General features: G+C 50.0%; 14 protein-coding genes and 1 pseudogene. 14 read left to right on the top strand and 1 reads right to left on the bottom strand.

What is annotated here, in order from left to right; translation table 11 throughout:
* Nucleotides 1-11: 11 nt before the first annotated feature.
* The gene (locus tag EYB31_RS01140; protein ID WP_240761990.1) at nt 12-1,286 is read right to left on the bottom strand and encodes an N-acetylmuramoyl-L-alanine amidase; all 1,275 of its coding nucleotides are present in this window, start codon (nt 1,284-1,286) and stop codon (nt 12-14) included.
* A 153-nt stretch (nt 1,287-1,439) separates the two neighbouring features.
* Between EYB31_RS01140 and EYB31_RS01135 the strand changes: the two genes are divergently transcribed.
* The 14 genes and pseudogenes from EYB31_RS01135 to EYB31_RS01075 all read left to right on the top strand — a co-directional run bounded on the left by EYB31_RS01135 (nt 1,440) and on the right by EYB31_RS01075 (nt 17,779).
* Entirely contained in the window at nt 1,440-1,682 is a 243-nt protein-coding gene (locus EYB31_RS01135) for a DUF4321 domain-containing protein (protein WP_131011424.1), read from the top strand.
* Between the two features lie 38 nt (nt 1,683-1,720).
* Nucleotides 1,721-2,506, top strand: coding sequence for a Maf family protein (locus EYB31_RS01130; protein WP_131011423.1), 786 nt, complete (start codon nt 1,721-1,723; stop codon nt 2,504-2,506).
* Nucleotides 2,507-2,531: 25 nt separating this feature from the next.
* Nucleotides 2,532-5,624 carry an ATP-binding protein gene (locus EYB31_RS01125; RefSeq protein WP_131011422.1) on the top strand — a complete coding sequence of 1,031 codons (3,093 nt, stop codon included), beginning with the start codon at nt 2,532-2,534 and terminating at the stop codon, nt 5,622-5,624.
* Complete coding sequence (locus EYB31_RS01120; RefSeq protein WP_131011421.1) at nt 5,621-6,727, top strand: response regulator; 1,107 nt, start codon at nt 5,621-5,623, stop codon at nt 6,725-6,727. The genes EYB31_RS01125 and EYB31_RS01120 overlap by 4 nt, the downstream gene beginning before the upstream one ends.
* A gap of 152 nt (nt 6,728-6,879) precedes the next feature.
* Nucleotides 6,880-8,208, top strand: a pseudogene (locus EYB31_RS41475) (LamG-like jellyroll fold domain-containing protein); the annotation flags it as partial.
* An 81-nt stretch (nt 8,209-8,289) separates the two neighbouring features.
* On the top strand, nt 8,290-9,816 hold the full coding sequence (locus tag EYB31_RS41470; protein WP_420819413.1) for an S-layer homology domain-containing protein: 1,527 nt from the start codon (nt 8,290-8,292) through the stop codon (nt 9,814-9,816).
* 439 nt (nt 9,817-10,255) lie between these two features.
* Nucleotides 10,256-11,605 (top strand): Nramp family divalent metal transporter, encoded by a 1,350-nt coding sequence (locus EYB31_RS01110; protein ID WP_131011419.1) that lies wholly within the window; start codon nt 10,256-10,258, stop codon nt 11,603-11,605.
* A gap of 217 nt (nt 11,606-11,822) precedes the next feature.
* Nucleotides 11,823-12,512 (top strand): RadC family protein, encoded by a 690-nt coding sequence (gene radC / locus EYB31_RS01105; RefSeq protein WP_131011418.1) that lies wholly within the window; start codon nt 11,823-11,825, stop codon nt 12,510-12,512.
* A gap of 106 nt (nt 12,513-12,618) precedes the next feature.
* Nucleotides 12,619-13,653: a rod shape-determining protein gene (locus EYB31_RS01100; protein WP_131011417.1), complete on the top strand. Its 1,035-nt coding sequence runs from the start codon at nt 12,619-12,621 to the stop codon at nt 13,651-13,653.
* A gap of 39 nt (nt 13,654-13,692) precedes the next feature.
* Entirely contained in the window at nt 13,693-14,544 is an 852-nt protein-coding gene (mreC, locus tag EYB31_RS01095) for a rod shape-determining protein MreC (RefSeq protein WP_131011416.1), read from the top strand.
* A 9-nt stretch (nt 14,545-14,553) separates the two neighbouring features.
* Nucleotides 14,554-15,078: a rod shape-determining protein MreD gene (gene mreD, locus EYB31_RS01090; RefSeq protein ID WP_240761989.1), complete on the top strand. Its 525-nt coding sequence runs from the start codon at nt 14,554-14,556 to the stop codon at nt 15,076-15,078.
* A 72-nt stretch (nt 15,079-15,150) separates the two neighbouring features.
* Nucleotides 15,151-15,825 carry a septum site-determining protein MinC gene (locus tag EYB31_RS01085; protein WP_131011415.1) on the top strand — a complete coding sequence of 225 codons (675 nt, stop codon included), beginning with the start codon at nt 15,151-15,153 and terminating at the stop codon, nt 15,823-15,825.
* A gap of 5 nt (nt 15,826-15,830) precedes the next feature.
* Nucleotides 15,831-16,625 (top strand): septum site-determining protein MinD, encoded by a 795-nt coding sequence (gene minD / locus EYB31_RS01080; RefSeq protein ID WP_131011414.1) that lies wholly within the window; start codon nt 15,831-15,833, stop codon nt 16,623-16,625.
* Between the two features lie 8 nt (nt 16,626-16,633).
* The gene (locus EYB31_RS01075; RefSeq protein WP_131011413.1) at nt 16,634-17,779 is read left to right on the top strand and encodes an FtsW/RodA/SpoVE family cell cycle protein; all 1,146 of its coding nucleotides are present in this window, start codon (nt 16,634-16,636) and stop codon (nt 17,777-17,779) included.

Genomic DNA, 17,779 nt, shown 5'->3' with positions numbered 1-17,779 from the left:
GATTTGGAAGCTTATAAGGCGCCGGCGGCTCGATTTAATAATGCGGCCGCTTCCCCGCGGGTAATCGATTTGTCCGGCATAAACGAGCCGTTTGTGACGCCATCGACGATGCCCGCCTGCCGCAAAGTGTAGATAGCTTTGGCCGCCCAGTGGCGCGGCCCGACGTCGGCAAACGGCGTGGCGCCGTCCCATGCCGCTTTCGGCTCCATCAGCCTTGCGAGCAGTACGGCGGCTTCCGAACGGGTGACAGGCTGATCCGGACGGATCGTCCCGTCGGCGTACCCGTCGATGATGCCTGCCGCGGCCGCCTGCTGCAGCAAGGCGAAAGCCCAATGCCCGTTTTTCAAATCGCTATAGCTCGGCATTTGCTTATCTTTCGCGGCAGGTTTGTCCGTGCAGCCTCCGTTGTAAACGGCCGCCGTTACCGATTGACCGCAGGCATTCGGATTCGGCGCAAGTTTCTGCGGATACAAACGGCTGAGCATGGTTACCCATTCGGCCCGGGTGAGCGCCCGATTCGGCTCGAACCGGTTGCCTGCGCCTTCGACGATGCCTTTTTCCTGCAGCTGAAGCACAGCCTCCCTGGACCAGTGGCCGATCGTATCCGGCAGCACATTGGGCGCTTTATCGCGGACAATCGGGTGGTAAGCTTCGATGCCCGCTCCGATCGCTGCGGCGAATTTGCTTCTCGTTGTTTCGTCGGCCAGCATGGCAGCATCCGAGCTGTTCGATAAAAATGCCGTCTCCACTAAAATACTGGGCACTTGCCCCATACGGATAACGTACGCGGCGCTTGGAAGCAGTCCTTTGTCAACGACATCAACTGTGCCGACTATAGACTTAAGCACAGCTTGAGCGAGCTTTTTGCTTTCGGGGCTCATCTTTTCCATCGCTTCGCTTGCCGGATAATTGGATTGCGGAAGTTCGTTATCGTAGTACAGAACCATGGCTCCTTGCGTATTCCGGTTGGAATAGGAATTCGCATGTATGGAGACAAAGAGGTCGGGGTTCTGTTCGTTCGTCATTTCCACTCGATCACCCAGCGAGATATACATATCGGTATTGCGTGTCATAAAGACGTCATAACCTTTGCCAATCAATATGTCGCGCAGCTTTTGGGCGATGTCGAGGTTGACTGCTTTTTCTTCGAGTCCGTTCACGCCGATGGCTCCGGGATCTTTGCCGCCGTGTCCGGCATCAACAACGATTTTGGCAGCCATCGCTTGAAAAGGGAAGATAAGCAGGCAAAAAATCATCAGAGTAAGTATGGCTGTATGTTTGGTCAAGTTGTGTTCCTCCCTGACCCCATTGTACATTGGCGGCAAAGAGGTTGTAATCAGGTAACATACGGAAGTATGTGGAAAAATCCGGATTGTCAGCTTTCATCGGCAGGCAGTATAATGTGTTTGGCGGAATTTTCTACTGAAAGGCATGGAGATATGAAAAAAAATAACCTTACGCTTATCATTATGCTGCTCCTGGGATTGGTTGCCGGCGCACTTGTAGGGCAGCTGTTATCTTCCGTTCCCGGGGCCTCGTTTTTGACGAAATCGGTAGGGCTTTCATGGCAGCCGAAGGCGGATTTGCTCGTGATTAAATATGATTTGGAGCTGGAGGTTAAACTGAATATAATTAGCATTGCCGGTTTAGCAGCCGCTTTTTGGATATACCGCAAGCTTTAAATAGCGAAGCCGCGCACACCCTAGGAGGTATCGACATTATGGCGTCATCCACTAATTCATCATTCCAATTGATTCTTGCTTCCTCTTCGCCGCGCCGCCAGGAACTGATCCGATCACTCGGACTCCCTTACAAAATTATTGTCAGCGACGTCGATGAGTCCACCAGACCGGGACTGTCTCCTGCGCAGGTGGTAGAAGAATTGTCATTACGAAAGGCTCTCGCCGTATACGATGGCTTATCCGCGGATGAGACGCCGGGTATTGTTATCGGCTCGGATACGATCGTTGTGCTGAATGAAGGGATTCTAGGGAAACCGCGTAATGCCGACGATGCGTTTATGATGCTCAAGGGACTTCAAGGCCGCACCCATCGGGTATTTACCGGTCTTGCCTGTATACGAACGAAAAGTGGAATGGAATTTGCAGAACAGCCGCTTGGCAATAGCGCAGGTAATCCGACCGTAGATGATCCGAGGCCCGGCAAGTCCGGCGACGAAAAAACCGGGGGATACGAACCTGCTTTGCTTTTTGGAGACATCGGCCAATATCGGATCGTCTCCGAGTATGCGGCCGGTCAGCCGGAAACGCTTGTTGGCCACACGGTCAGCAAAGTGACCTTTAGACCGATGAGCGATGACGAGATATGGGCTTATGTGAAGACCGGCGATCCGCTCGACAAAGCCGGCTCGTACGGGATACAAGGGCTCGGATCCGTATTTGTAGAGAAAATCGAAGGCGATTTCTACAGCATTATGGGACTGCCGCTGAACTTGCTTTATTGGATGCTGCAGCAATTTGGGGTACATATTCTTGAGAATACATAATGCTCACAATGGGGGGAGTTCCCCCATGCTTAAAACAGTTTCCTTTGATGCAGCGGGAAGGAAACTGTTAATCATTGCCGCATTGGTTGCCACATTGGCAGCCATTTATTTTGTTGTTTTTGAATCAAAGCATAAAATGATGTCCATTCAAAACGGGGTTCTCGACTTGTCGTCCCGGAATGTCCAGGATGGCTTAAGGACGCTGGACGGAGAATGGGAGTTTTATTGGAACCGGTTTCTTTATGAAGCGGACTTTCAGCACGGCGGCATTGTCCAGCCGGATGTCATTGCGCACGTACCTGAGGATTGGAACGCATATCGTGTTAACGAAAGCAGCTTGGGAGAATCCGGGTTTGCAACGTACAAGCTCTCGGTCAAAGCAGGCATTCCGGGCCAGCGGTTGTCCTTGAAGCTGATGCCATTGTCCACAGCGTATAAGGTTTATATTAACGATAGATTGCTGGTGTCGGCAGGCACGCTGGCGACGGAACCGGGCCGATTTTCAGCTGGGATGAAGCCGCTGACCGCCGATTTTGTAACCCCGGCCGAACAATTTGATATTATTGTGCACGTCTCCAACTTTGGTTATGCCAAGGGGGGAATGAATCATTCGATATTTCTGGGTACTCCGGAGCAAATAACGGAGCTGAACACGGAACTGAGCTATAAAGATGCGTTTATTTTGGGAAGTCTTGCGATTGCGGCTTTTTATTCATTAAGCATGTTTTTTATGAATCGCGAGCAGAAAATCAGCCTTTATTTTGCATGCGTATGCCTTGTTTTCATCGGCCGGATCATCATGACGGGCAGCTATTTTATTTATGTGTGTTTCCCCGGCGTAAGCCTCAACATCTTAACTTATATGAATTATGTTACTTCGCATGGGGGAGTGCTCGTTTTTGCGCTAATGATTCGGGAATTGTTTCCCGAGCAATTCTCAACTCGGATCCGCCGTTATTTTATCATTATGACCGCCGTTATTTTAACGGTCATCTCCCTTACACCCGCACATGTTTACTCCCGGCTTTTTATTTTTTCCGATATGCTTTGCCTGATTGTACTGGGATACGCTTATTATGCGACGGCCAAAGCCGTTATCAGAGGGCAGCCTTTTTCGATACTTGCTTTTATTGCAAACGATTTGTGCCTGCTTCTAGTGATGGTTGATTTCTATTACGCGGCCGTAAGCGACTCCAGCAGGTCCGGCGAATTTTCCACACTCGGATTTTTCGCCTTTATTTTCTTATATGCTTTTATTCTTGCGCGCAGGTTTTCGATGTCCTTCAAGGAGGTACAGGTTCTTTCCCGCAGGCTGATTGAGTTCGACAAGTTGAAGGATGAATTTCTGGCCAACACGTCGCATGAACTAAAGACACCTCTGCATGGCATCATCAGCATCGCCGAATCATTGTTGGATGGGGTTGAAGGTGAGCTGAGCCAAGGGCAGACGAAAAATGTGAACCTGATTGCATCCAGCGGCAGAAAGCTGACTCACTTGATTCATGACATCTTGGACATGTCCAAGCTAAAGCATGGGGATATCGCATTAAACAAGCAATCGATTCACATTGAGCCGCTCGCCGAATCGGTACTTTATGTTTTCAAACACATGTATCCGAACAAACCGATCCAATGGAGTCTCGAGATTCCTTCCGATCTTCCTGCCGTTCATGCGGATGAAAACAGGCTTGTGCAAATTTTTTACAATTTGATCAGCAATGCCGTGAAATTTACGGACCATGGCGAAGTAAAGGTGACTGCCGAGGAAAAGGAAGGTTTGATTGAAATCCGCGTAATGGATACGGGAAAAGGCATCTTGCCTGACAAGTTGGGGGTTATTTTCCAGGCATTCGAGCAGGCGGACTCATCGATTACAAGGGAATATGGCGGAGTAGGTTTGGGTCTCTCCATTACGAAACACTTGGTTGAGCTGCACGGCGGTCAGATCGAAGTTGTTTCCGCCCCGGGACAAGGCTCCTGCTTTACGGTGACGCTGCCTGCGGGCGAAAGGAACGCTGTAGAAACGGCTGAGCTTCCGTCATACGGGATGCAGCTGGCTGATCGTCAGCAGCATATAGAAGCGGACGGCAAAACGTTCAGCGTCATTCAGTCCGGCGAACATATCCTGGTCGTTGACGATGACTACGCCAATCTGCAAGCGGCCTTGAATTTGTTGAAATTGGACGGATATACCGTCACAGCGGTTGCCGGCGGCAGGCAGGCCTTAGAGGAGCTGCGGCGAAATCCGGGGATTCGGCTTGTTATTTTGGATGTGATGATGCCTGCGCTGTCGGGTTATGAGGTATGCCGGATTATCCGCGAAACGAAGTCATTTTTCGAACTGCCGGTGCTGATGGTGACGGCCAAACATCAGCCGGAGGATCTTGTGATTGGTTTTCAAGCCGGAGCTAATGATTTTCTCATCAAGCCGTTTGAACCTATGGAGTTTAGAGCGCGAGTGAAAACGCTGATTGAATTGAGAAAATCGGTGCAAAAAACGCTGCAATCCGAGGTTGCTTTTCTTCAGGCGCAAATTAAACCGCATTTTTTATTTAACACGCTGAATACGATTTCTTATTTTTGCACAAGGGACGGGGCCAAGGCCGCGCAGCTCTTGGATCATTTCTCCGACTATTTGCGAAGCAGCTTTGATTTTAAAAACCTGGAAACCCAGATTTCATTGGCAAGGGAACTGGAATTTATAAATACTTACATCGAGATCGAAAAGATGAGATTTGGCGGGCGGCTGCAGACGATATTTGATGTGGACGAGGAGGTTGCTGCCGTTAAAATTCCTCCGCTGATTCTTCAGCCGTTAGTGGAAAATGCAATTCATCATGGGACGATGAAAAAAGCAGCGGGAGGGCTTGTTCAAATTAGCGTGAAACGAACGGGGCAGGAAATTGAATTTAGCGTAGCGGATACCGGGATCGGGATCGCCGCCGACAAGCTGGGCGGACTGCTTTCGGACAAGGGCGAACAAGGCAGGGTGGGGCTGCGGAACATTCATCTGCGGCTGCAAAATTTGTACGGAATAGGGATCGGCATATCGAGTAAGGAAGGACACGGAACGGAAGTCCGCTTCCGTATACCTGCAAGTGAAGGGGGCGGGTCATGATTCGCGCAATCGTGGTTGATGACGAAACGGCTGCGGTGGGCAAACTATCCGATCTATTGGAGGATAGCGGGTCCGTGGGCTTGGTTGAAGGGTTCACGAATCCGCGGGACGCTTTGGATAGGATGATGGAGTCTGCATTTGACCTCGCTTTTCTGGATATCGAGATGCCGGAAATAAACGGCATGATGATGGCTGAACGGATTCTGGGCATCTCCCGTCAAACAAAGATTGTTTTTGTGACAGCCTACAATGAGTATGCAATCGAAGCGTTTGAAGTAAATGCTCTGGATTATTTGCTCAAACCGGTGACCAAGGAACGATTAAGAAAAACATTGGACAGAATATCGCCCGTAGACAACGAAGATTCGGCAAACCATAAGGCGCCGCTAAAGGTGAGCTGCTTCGGCAAATTAAGAGTAGAGCAGGCGGATGGCGCTGCTGTCAAATGGAGAACAAACAAATCGGAGGAATTATTCGCCTATTTGTTGGATCAAAACGGAAAATGGACCGGTAGGGAAAACATCCTTGAAGACATTTGGAGCAAGTACAAGGGGCAACGGGCGTTAGCCAACTTCAGCACCTGCTTGTACAACATGAGAAAAACGCTGGCGGATCTGGGGTGGCCTGAGCTGGTCATTTGTGAAAATAATATGTTCAAATTAGAGATGAGGCACATTGGCTCCGATGTTCAGCAATTGGAGAAATGCGCCTCCTTTCCGGATCCCGTCAGCGAAGATCAGGTGTATGAAATGGAATCGCTCATCGAACAGTGCAGTGCCGGATATTTGGAGTCAAATTATTACGACTGGGCTGAAGCCAAAAGAGCGCGGTTAGAAGAAATGTATTTGCAGCAAACGATACGCCTGGCCAGCTATTATACGGAGACCGGCAGAGAAGGAAAAGCGGTCGAAGCGCTGAAAGCGGGACTGAGGAGAGACTTTTTTCACCCCGGTTTAGTTACATCTTTGATTCAACTGTACATTCGGACAAATGACCGCATATCGGCCCGGAAGCTTTATGACGACTATAAACGAAGACTGGCCAGAGAATATAACATGAAGCCGGAAAACGACTTGGAGCAATACGTTCGTGATCTGAAATAAACGCCGTTTTCCCTTGTCGAAAAAAGTCTGGAACCCGCATGAAGAAAGGGGTTGCGGGCTTTTTTTGCATCGTTTTTTCATGAGTTGTTGATGACCTGCCGCTATAATCTACGTGACTGATTACGAGAATTTAGGGAAAAGGAGAAAGCGGGATGGCAGACCAAGCAGCGAGTAGGATCAAGGGGGCAACGGAAAGGAAGCGTTTCAGAAAAATCGGCATGTCCGGGAAATTTTTAGGAATCGTCATATCGCTAATTATCGGCTTGTTTATGGCACAGCTTTGTTTTGTGGCAGGGAGTGTGCATGCAGATCCCGTCAATCACGCTTTGGCGGAGTATTCGTTTGAGAATAATGTCAATGACAGCAGCGGAAAAGGGAACCACGGGACCCTTCACGGCACGGTTACTTATCAGGACGGCTACGCCGGGAAAGGGGTTGTTTTTGACGGCGCCACGGGATACATTGAACTGCCGCGGCATTTGCTCGCGAATCATACTGATTTTACAATTTCCTTGATGTTTAAAACGACTTCGAGCGGAGCGATCCTCGGATATCAGAATCAGCCGGCATTAACTACAGTTGCAAGTATAAGCAATTGGATCCCGATCCTTTATGTCGGTACGGACGGGAAAATGTATGCCAACTTCTGGAATGGGACAAGCGCACAGAAGATCTCAACCGCCGGTGCCGTAAACGATGGAGCGTGGCATAAAGCCGCATTGTCAGTAGGCGCTAATTCCATACGGCTTTATATCGACGGTCGGTTAATCGGAGAAAAACGGTCTGAGGTCGATCATCTCAACATGGAGTACAATCAGTTGGGCGTCGCCGATAATAGCGGGTACCCCAGCTCTAACAACAACTGGTTTTATTACAACGGCATGTTGGATGAATTTCGTGTCGTTGAAGGTTCATACACGATTGCAGCTATACCCAATCAGACGGCATTGCCGCTGACGGCAGGATACGCCTCGGGGGATCAGGAATTAAAGTCAATCAGCGTCGCTAATACCGGCACAGGCAATCTGACGAATGTGGCCGCATCGATCACCGGAACGGATTTTGAGCTCACCCAGCCGCTGACAACAACGATAAACAGAGGCGATCCGGCTGCCAGTTTTACGGTCAAAGCCAAAGACGGGCTTGCGCCCGGCACTTATACGGCAACCGTCACCGTATCGGCCGACGACATGACGGATGTGACGTTTACCGTCACACAAACGGTAATATTGCTTGTCCCGCCGGATGTACCGCAGAATCTTGCCGCCGCCGGCGGAAACCGTCAAGTGACATTAAACTGGAGCTCCGTAACGGAAGCCACCTATTACCAAATTTATATGGGGACCACTCAAGGTCAATATGGCAATACGTCTGTCGCAACCGTGACGTATACTACTTATGATGTTTCCGGCCTGACCAACGGGACGATGTATTATTTTACAGTAAAAGCAGGCAACTCGATGGGCTTAAGCGCAGAATCAGCTCCGGCAAGCGCAGTCCCCGCCACCGTACCGGCAACGCCAACAGATGTTGCGGCAGTCGCCGGAAATGGGCAAGCGACGATTTCCTTTACGGCCCCGGCCGACAGTGGCGGAAGCGCCATTACGGGGTATGTGGTATCGGCTTCGGCAGACAACATTACAGTCAGCGGAACAGTAAGTCCGATAACGGTCACAGGGTTGACCAACGGAAAAAGCTATACCTTTACGGTGAGAGCCGTTAATGCGATAGGTGACGGCTTGTCCTCAGCCGACTCGGCTGCTGTGGTTCCGTTTTTTTACTCCAGCTCCAGCAGCGGAGGTTCGGCGCCTTCTGCAGCATCGGAACCGGCAAACACAGGTGTGAATGTACTCGTCAACGGCAAAGCGGAGAATGCGGGGACGGCAACGATATCCAATCGTAATAACCAAACGGTTAAAACGATCGTTATCGACCAGAAAAAGCTGGATGACAAGCTCGCGGCGGAAGGGCCGCATACGGTAGTTACCATATCGTCGCTGGAAATGAAGTCAGACGTGTTTATTGGCGAAATAAACGGACAGATGGTTAAAAACATGGAAAACAAGCAGGCGGTTTTGCAAATCAAAACGGATCAAGCGACGTATTCGCTGCCCGCCCAGCAATTCGATATCGACTCCATTTCGGATCAGGTCGGTAAGTCGGTCGCCTTGCAAGATATTAAAGTGCAAATCGAAATTGCCGTCCCGGCAGCCGATGCCTTGAAAGCGGTGGGGGATGCGGCAGAGAAAGGAACCTTTACGCTGGTTGCTCCACCGGTTAATTTTACGGTAAGAGCTATATACGGCGGGGTAACGATTGAAGTATCGAAGTTTAATGCTTATGTGGAACGCGCGATTGCGATTCCGGACGGCGCAGATCCGGGAAGCGTGACGACAGGTGTTGTTGTTGAACCGGACGGTAAGGTACGCCATGTGCCGACAAAAGTGCTGACCATCGACGGCAAGCATTTCGCGGTGATAAACAGTCTGACGAACAGCACTTATTCGCTTATCAAGCATCCGCTTGCATTTAGCGATACAGCCAACCATTGGGCTAAAGAAGCCATCAACGATATGGGCTCGCGGATGGTTATCGACGGTACGGGAGGGACGATGTTTACTCCCGACAAAGAGATCAGCCGCGCTGAGTTTGCAGCCATTATCGTTCGCGGATTAGGGCTCAAATTGGAGCAAGGCACTTCCCCTTTCTCGGATGTAAAAGCATCGGATTGGTTCAGCGACGTGATTAACACAGCTTATGCGTATCATTTGATCGGCGGCTTTGAAGACGGAACCTTCCGGCCAAATGAGAAAATCACCCGTGAAGAGGCCATGGCGATCATTGCCGGCGCGATGAAATGGACCAAACTGAAAGATAAGCTTTCCGTTCCATCAACGGGCGACATCATTCGTCCATTTAGCGATGCGGCACAAGCGTCAAGTTGGGCGCAAAGCAGCATTGCCGCCAGCATCGGCTCGGGTATCGTGTCGGGAAGAAGCGGCACGCAGCTGGCGCCGAAGGATTACATGACAAGAGCGGAGACAGCCGTCATGATCCAGCGCTTGCTTAAGCAGGCTGAATTGATTTAATTTATGAAGGGCAGTTTCATCATACTTGCGATAAAAGCGGAGTGCGTCTCGTAACGGGAGGCTCCGCTTTTTAGCGTAAAAGATGTCATATTCGAACGCTGAAACGGAGATACTAAATCTACTTCCTGAAGGTGCCGCTTTAATCCAAATAAGTGCTCAAGCTGGGTAATCCGCCCTCCTTCCGAGCGATTGCGGACTTGTAAACGCAAGCTGGGCAGCTTTGGAAGGCATGACATTTTATCCGCAATTTTTTGCCCTTGACAAACAAATTTTACGCAGTACAATTTAGTCATGCAACAAATCAAATTTACAGGCATATACTTTAAACATAATTTGGCAATGCCATTTTTTTTCAGCAAAAAGTTGCCTTTGGTCAAAAGTGTTAGCTTGACTCATAAATGGTGGCCCACGGAAAATGAAATAGATGAGGTGAATGATAATGAGTGAGGATGTTCAAACAGCACCTGCCGCCAACAAAGGGTGGAAGATCAATGTAACTCAGCCGAGCCTGCCGGAGGCGTACCGTTCCATGAAGGTACCGAAAAAAGGCTCATGGTTCAGAAAATTTCTGGCGTTTGTCGGACCCGGTTATCTGGTTGCCGTAGGATATATGGACCCGGGAAACTGGGCGACGGATATTGCCGGCGGTTCGATGTTCGGTTATACGCTCTTATCGGTGATTTTAATATCCAATCTGATGGCTATGCTGCTTCAGGCGCTTTCCGGCAAACTGGGAATCGTCACAGGGAAAGATCTTGCGCAGGCGTGCCGGGATCATTTCAGCAAACCGGTAGCGATCGGGCTTTGGATTTTATGCGAATTGGCCATTGCGGCCTGCGATTTGGCCGAAGTGATCGGTTCGGCTATCGCGCTTAAGCTGCTTTTCGGAATACCGCTGATCTACGGCGTCATTATTACCGCATTTGACGTGCTGCTGATCTTGCTGCTGCAGAACAAAGGTTTCCGGTATATCGAATCGCTTGTCATTGTGCTTATTATGACCATTGGCGGCTGTTTTATAGCCGAGATGATTTTATCCAAACCGGATGTGCTCGGAATTGCCAAAGGTTTTGTACCGAGCACGGAAATCGTGACGAATCCGTATATGCTGTATATTGCGATCGGCATTTTAGGGGCGACGGTAATGCCTCATAACTTGTACCTGCATTCGTCGATCGTTCAGACCCGGCAATTCGACCAGACTGCCTTGGGAAAACGCCAAGCGATCCGATTTGCCACATGGGATTCGTCCATTGCTCTTTTCTTCGCATTGTTTATCAATGCCGCGATCCTGATCTTATCCGCCGCTACGTTTCATCGGGCCGGCATGACCGAAGTCGCTGAAATCAGCGACGCCTATCAAATGCTTACACCGCTGCTCGGCACTGCGGCCGGCAGCATTTTATTCGGGGTAGCGCTGCTCGCATCGGGACAGAACTCGACTTTGACGGGAACGCTGGCGGGCCAGATCGTGATGGAGGGTTTCTTGAATATCCGCATGCCCGGCTGGATCAGAAGGCTAGTCACAAGGCTGATTGCGATCATCCCGGCGGTTATTGTCACCGCCGTAGCCGGAGAAAGCGGAACGACGCAACTGTTGATATTAAGTCAGGTTATATTATCGCTCCAGCTGTCGTTTGCGGTAATTCCGCTTGTTATGTTTACGAGCGACAAGAAAAAAATGGGCGAATTCGCCAACAAGTCCTGGTTGAAAATATTGGCTTGGGTCGTAGCGGTCATTATTGCCGGATTAAATATTTACTTGTTGTATCAAACGTTTTTCCAATAAAATTACACGTGCAAAATGCGCATTCTCCAAAGCGGTGAGGCAGGGGTCAAAGGACCCGGCCCGCCGTCTTTTTTGTTTACCGATAAAGCGTCTGTCTGCGATGGACTTCGATGGAAGTTTTTCTTTTATTTTCAAGCGGCGAATAATGGAATACAGGGATGTTAAATGGTATAATATGTTGATTGAAAACAAGCCGATTGTCGAAAGAGGGGAATGGATGGAATCGCGTCGAATGACATTGCGCGATGTCCCTCATGAGGAACGACCGAGAGAACGTATGCAGCAGTATGGGGCACAAGCGTTAAGCAATGCTGAATTATTGGCTATTTTACTGCGCACCGGTACTTATTCCGAATCGGCCGTCCATTTGGCGGAGCGTGTGCTGCATGAATGCGGAGGCCTGCGTTACCTCGTGCAGATGAGCGAGGACCAGTTGACCGCGATCAAAGGGATCGGACAAGCGAAAGCGATACAGATTCAAGCGGGTATCGAGCTTGGCCGCCGGCTGGCACGAAGTACCATGGACGACAAAGTTACGGTCCGCCATCCGCAGGACGTAGCAAACTTATTGATGGAAGATATGCGTTATTTGCAGAAGGAGCATTTTGTTTGCCTCTTTTTGAATACTAAGAATCATGTCATCGGTCAGGAAACATTGTCGATCGGCTCGCTGAACGCATCGATCGTTCATCCCCGGGAAGTATTTCGCGCTGCTATTGGACGAAGCAGCGCTTCTATCGTCTGCGCCCATAATCATCCAAGCGGAGACCCGAGTCCAAGCCCGGAAGATATCGAAATTACGCAGCGCCTGATGGAATCCGGCGAAATCATCGGCATCGAGGTTTTGGATCACATCATTATCGGCGATGGGGAGTTCGTCAGTTTGAAGCAGCAAGGTTTGATGTAGTACAATGAGAGTCAGGCATTTTTTCACCCGACTGTCGCATAAGTGAGCTATGTGTCGAATAATCTTAAGAAACTTGCCTTAAGCTTGGAAGGGAGAATACATACTTATGTTCGGTGGTTTTACTAAAGATCTAGGAATCGACCTCGGCACAGCTAACACACTCGTTTATGTTAAAGGAAGGGGTATCGTCGTCAGAGAACCGTCTGTCGTGGCCCTCCGTACCGATACAAAAACTATCGAAGCCGTAGGGAATGACGCCAAAAATATGATTGGGCGCACACCTGGGAACATCCGCGCGGTACGTCCGATGAAAGACGGGGTTATTGCCGATTTTGACACGACTTCGACCATGATTAAATATTTTATTCGTCAGGCGCAAAATAAAGGCTGGTTGTTCCAACGCCATCCGAATGTGATGGTTTGCGTGCCTTCGGGCATTACGGCGGTGGAAAAACGCGCGGTGGAAGATGCCACCAAGCAAGCCGGCGCACGAGACGCTTATACAATCGAGGAACCGTTTGCCGCGGCGATCGGCGCCGATCTGCCCGTTTGGGAACCTACCGGCAGCATGGTGGTCGACATTGGCGGAGGCACAACCGAGGTAGCTGTCATCTCGCTTGGCGGCATTGTAACAAGCCGTTCCATTCGTATTGCCGGGGATGAAATGGATGAAGCGATCATCCAGTACATCAAACGCACATATAATCTGATGATCGGGGAAAGAACGGCCGAAGCGATCAAGATGGAAGTCGGCTCGGCGCTTGTCCCTGGCGACAGGGAAACGATGGAAATTCGCGGACGGGATCTCGTATCGGGACTGCCCAAAACGATGACTATCACCGCCCAAGAAATATGCGATGCATTGTCCGATACGGTAAACAGCATCGTTGAAGCCGTCAAGGTGACGCTGGAGAAATGCCCGCCGGAGCTTGCGGCCGACATTATGGACCGCGGCATCGTGCTGACCGGGGGAGGCGGCTTGCTGCGCAATTTGGACAAGCTGTTGTCCCGGGAGACCGGCATGCCTGTGCTTGTTGCGGAGAACGCCCTCGATTGCGTTGCAATCGGTACGGGAAAAGCGCTGGAGAACATTCATCTGTTTAAAACAAGAAGCGGTCCTACAAGCAGATACCGGAGATAATTATTCAGCTAATGTGGAAGGTGCTACCAAGTGAAGTTTATGGGGAACAAGCGGCTGCTTATTCTGCTCCTTGGCTTAATTCTCTTCATCGCCTTGATGGGTCTTACGCTGAATCAAAGAGAGCGGCTTAGCTGGCCTGAGAAATTTTTGAAGGATACGATCTCTTGGACGCAAGGCATATTTTACAAGCCCGCTGGTTATATAGCGGGTTTCTTTCAGGATTTGCGCCAGCTGCGCACGATTTTTGAGGAAAATAAAGTGCTTAAGATGACCTTGATTCAATACGCCAGAGATACGACCAAACTGAACGATTTGGAATTGCAGAACAAGCGGCTGAAAGAGGCGCTTGGTTTTACCGAACAGCAGAAGATGGCCAACAATTATAAATTCCGGATTGCCGAGGTTGTGGCGGCAAGTCCCGATCGGCTGAACAATACGATTACGATCAACTTGGGAGAGAAGGACGGGATTCGGGCCAATATGGCGGTGATGTCGATTGAAGGTCTAGTCGGCCGTGTCATGCAGACCTCGTCGTTTTATTCAACGGTCCAGTTGCTCTCCAGCATGGACGATACCGTAAGCGACAACAAGGCTATATCGGTGACGGTGAAAGGGAAAGAAAACGAAGCATTTGGCATGATGGAAACCTTCGAGAAAAATACGGGTTTACTTACGGTGAGCAAAATTGAGCAGAAGGAACACTTCGAGGTGGGGGACGTTGTCATTACTTCGGGATTAGGCCAAGTATTCCCTACCGGAATCGAGATCGGCAAGGTCGTTTCCAAGGATGTGGGAGATTTCGGCATTACCTACAAGGCATCGATCCAGCCTTTCGCTTCGTTCACTCATTTGCGTGAAGTATTTGTCATCGAAGTTCCCGAAACGAGGTGATCCATAGCCTTGCGTAATGTTTTATGGCTTTCGATGCTGCTCATTTTTGTACTGGAAGGCTCGGTTTTGCAGTGGCTCATCCCGTCGGTGTGGCAGACGAAGGTGCATGTCGCCCCGCATTTTATACTGATTGTCGTGCTTTACATCGGACTTTATCAGAATCGGCATACGGCGCTCGTCTACGGGCTGGCTTTCGGCTTGCTCCAAGATATGATCTATTATTCCCCGATGCTGGGACCGCTATCCTTCAGCATGGGGTTGTCCGGTTACGTAGCGGGACTGCTTCATCGCCGGACCCATAACAGCATCGTATTCACCATGATCTCCATAGGTGTCGGCCAACTGCTTTACGATATGCTCGTCTACGGACTTTACAAGTTGTTCAGAGTCACTCATCTTGATTTTCAGTGGGTATTTTTTCATCAAATGCTGCCGAGCATGCTGATCAATCTCCTGTTTGCGCTGGCTATCTACGTTCCGATCCGCAAATATTTCGAATTCACCGCTAACAAAGCGGAGAATGAGGCGGATTAATTTCTGCTTGGTTCAAGAAGGAAATCGGGCGGCAAAGGCCGAATTGTATAGGGATAGGAGGTTATGCGGGTTATGACGGCAGTTAGGCATCACGTAACGATCAAAGGGGTAAAGGACGGCCTTGTCTTTTTGCTCGATGATGCGTGCGAATTATCGGAAGTGCTCGGCGAGCTTCAGCACAAGCTGGAGAAGACACACGAGAAAATATTGACCGGGCCCATCATACATGTTCACGTCAAGCTGGGCAAGCGTGCCGCATCGGATGAAGATAAGGAGCAAATTCGCGGTATCATCGGACAAAAAGGCAATCTGCTTATCCAATCGATCGAATCCGACCCTCCGGAAATACCTTTGGCCGCCCCTGGCGAAAATCTCAGCTTGCTTGGCGGCATCGTCCGCTCCGGGCAGACGATTAATCATAACGGAGATTTGCTCTACATGGGGGATATCAATCCCGGCGGTACCATTGTGTGCACGGGAAGCGTGTATATTATGGGCTCTTTGCGCGGAATGGTGCATGCCGGCGTGGATGGAGACGAGCAGGCTGTCATTGCCGCATCGCACCTTCAGCCAACCCAGCTCCGCATCGCAACCATTATTAGCCGTCCTCCCGACGAATGGGGGACTAGCGATACATTTATGGAATTTGCTTATATTAAGGACGGCCAGATGAAAATCGATAAAGTTCATCAATTTCATCGCATGTTCCCTGCGCAATTACAGGATAGAAACATCTCAAGGAGTTGAACGATTTGGGTGAAGCAATCGTCGTAACATCAGGAAAGGGCGGCGTCGGCAAAACGACTACGTCGGCCAACTTAGGCACCGCACTCGCGCTCCAGGGCAAAAAAGTATGCATGGTGGACACCGATATCGGGCTGCGTAATCTAGACGTTGTCATGGGGCTTGAAAACCGGATCATTTATGACCTGGTCGACGTCGCCGACGGTCGTTGCCGGCTTCCGCAAGCTCTTATAAAAGATAAGCGTTTTGACGAATTATACCTGCTTCCGGCAGCGCAAACAAAGGATAAGGATGCCGTATCACCGGAAAGCATCCGCCAGATTGTGCTTGATCTGAAGCAGGATTTTGATTTTGTGGTCATCGATTGTCCGGCCGGTATTGAACAAGGATTCAAAAACGCGGTAGCCGGGGCGGATAAAGCGATTGTCGTCACCACGCCGGAGCATGCGGCAGTCCGCGACGCGGACCGGATTATCGGGCTGCTGGAGAAATCGAACCTTCGCTCCCCCAAGCTGATTATCAACCGGATTCGCCCGAGTATGGTCAAACGTGGCGAGATGCTCGACATCGACGAGATTTGCTCGGTGCTTGCCATCGATTTGGTGGGTATCGTGCCGGATGACGAGCAGGTGATCAAAGCCGCCAACAGCGGCGAGCCTACCGTTATGAACCCCGCGTCCAGGGCGGCCATCGCTTACCGTAATATCGCGCGCCGGATTTTGGGCGATACGGTGCCGCTTATGTCGCTTGAAGATAGTCCCGGCCTGATGAAACGTTTGAAAAAGTTCATGGGAATGGGATGATTTAGAGCGTGCTGCGCAAATTTAAACATGTTGACGCGCCCATCATCGCGATTTTGCTTGTGCTTATGGTCATCAGTACGATGCTTGTGTACAGCGCTACGCTGGACGATCCCAAGATCAGCTTTGATTTGAAAAAGACGCTGGCGATATACGGCATCGGCATTGTGGCCTTGCTTGGCGTGACATTTGTGGATTACCGGCTGCTCATGAAAATTGCCCCCTATTTATACATTACGGGCATCGTTTTGCTGGTCGCCGTATACATGTTCGGCATTGAGAAGAATAAAGCGAGAAGCTGGTTTAAGCTGTTCGGCGGGTTGGAGTTTCAGCCAGCGGAGCTGGTCAAGCTGCTGCTAATCATTGCATTGGCCGCCTTTTTGGCCAGGCTTAAAGGCGATGCGTTGAAGTTCACAACGGGCGTCATTCCGATCGGCACGATCACGCTGGTCCCGTTTATTTTGGTGCTCATTCAGCCGGACCTGGGGAACGCGATTATTTATCTTGTAATTCTCATTGGCATGCTGTGGATCGGCAATGTGAAATATACGCATTTTTTAATCGGCATTATTGTGGCTGTGGGCAGCTTGGCCCTGTTATTATATATGTTTGCCCATTTTCACGACCCTATTAAGGACTATTTGGAATCGCATCACAAGGGACATTGGGTCGCGAGGATGGATACCTTTCTTAATCCGGAAGAGGCAAGCCGGGACGACAAATTCCAGGTCGACAACTCGATGAAAGCGATCGGTTCGGGCTCGTTGTTCGGAGAGTCCTATCTGAAGGGCACATCCGTGCACAGAGGGTACATTCCGTATGCGTATTCCGATTCGATTTTTGTGGTCATCGGCGAGGAATTTGGGTTTATGGGCGCTTCCGTGCTGCTGCTGCTTTACTTTGTGCTGATCTACCGGATGATTCTGATTGCGCTGCAATGCTCCGATCACGGCGGTTCGTATGTGATTATCGGCATTGTTTCGATGTTTGTCTTTCAGATTTTCGAGAATATCGGCATGCTGATCGGCATTATGCCGCTCACCGGGATTACGCTTCCGTTCATCAGCTACGGAGGAACCTCGCTGATGATTAATATGATGTCGTTGGGACTTGTCATGAGCATCAAAGTACATCAGGACAAAGAACCGTCGTTTTGA

Origin of the sequence: Paenibacillus thalictri (assembly GCF_004307995.1) — a bacterium.
Classification (GTDB): domain Bacteria; phylum Bacillota; class Bacilli; order Paenibacillales; family NBRC-103111; genus Paenibacillus_AF; species Paenibacillus_AF thalictri.
This window is presented reverse-complemented; position numbering and strand designations above follow the sequence as displayed.

Excerpts from the sequence above, each read along its gene's own strand:
- EYB31_RS01135 (WP_131011424.1), top strand. The coding sequence starts at position 1,440 with ATGAAAAAAAATAACCTTACGCTTATCATTATGCTGCTCCTGGGATTG.
- EYB31_RS01130 (WP_131011423.1), top strand. The coding sequence starts at position 1,721 with ATGGCGTCATCCACTAATTCATCATTCCAATTGATTCTTGCTTCCTCT.
- EYB31_RS01125 (WP_131011422.1), top strand. The coding sequence starts at position 2,532 with ATGCTTAAAACAGTTTCCTTTGATGCAGCGGGAAGGAAACTGTTAATC.
- EYB31_RS01120 (WP_131011421.1), top strand. The coding sequence starts at position 5,621 with ATGATTCGCGCAATCGTGGTTGATGACGAAACGGCTGCGGTGGGCAAA.
- EYB31_RS01110 (WP_131011419.1), top strand. The coding sequence starts at position 10,256 with ATGAGTGAGGATGTTCAAACAGCACCTGCCGCCAACAAAGGGTGGAAG.
- radC (WP_131011418.1), top strand. The coding sequence starts at position 11,823 with ATGGAATCGCGTCGAATGACATTGCGCGATGTCCCTCATGAGGAACGA.
- EYB31_RS01100 (WP_131011417.1), top strand. The coding sequence starts at position 12,619 with ATGTTCGGTGGTTTTACTAAAGATCTAGGAATCGACCTCGGCACAGCT.
- mreC (WP_131011416.1), top strand. The coding sequence starts at position 13,693 with ATGGGGAACAAGCGGCTGCTTATTCTGCTCCTTGGCTTAATTCTCTTC.
- EYB31_RS01085 (WP_131011415.1), top strand. The coding sequence starts at position 15,151 with ATGACGGCAGTTAGGCATCACGTAACGATCAAAGGGGTAAAGGACGGC.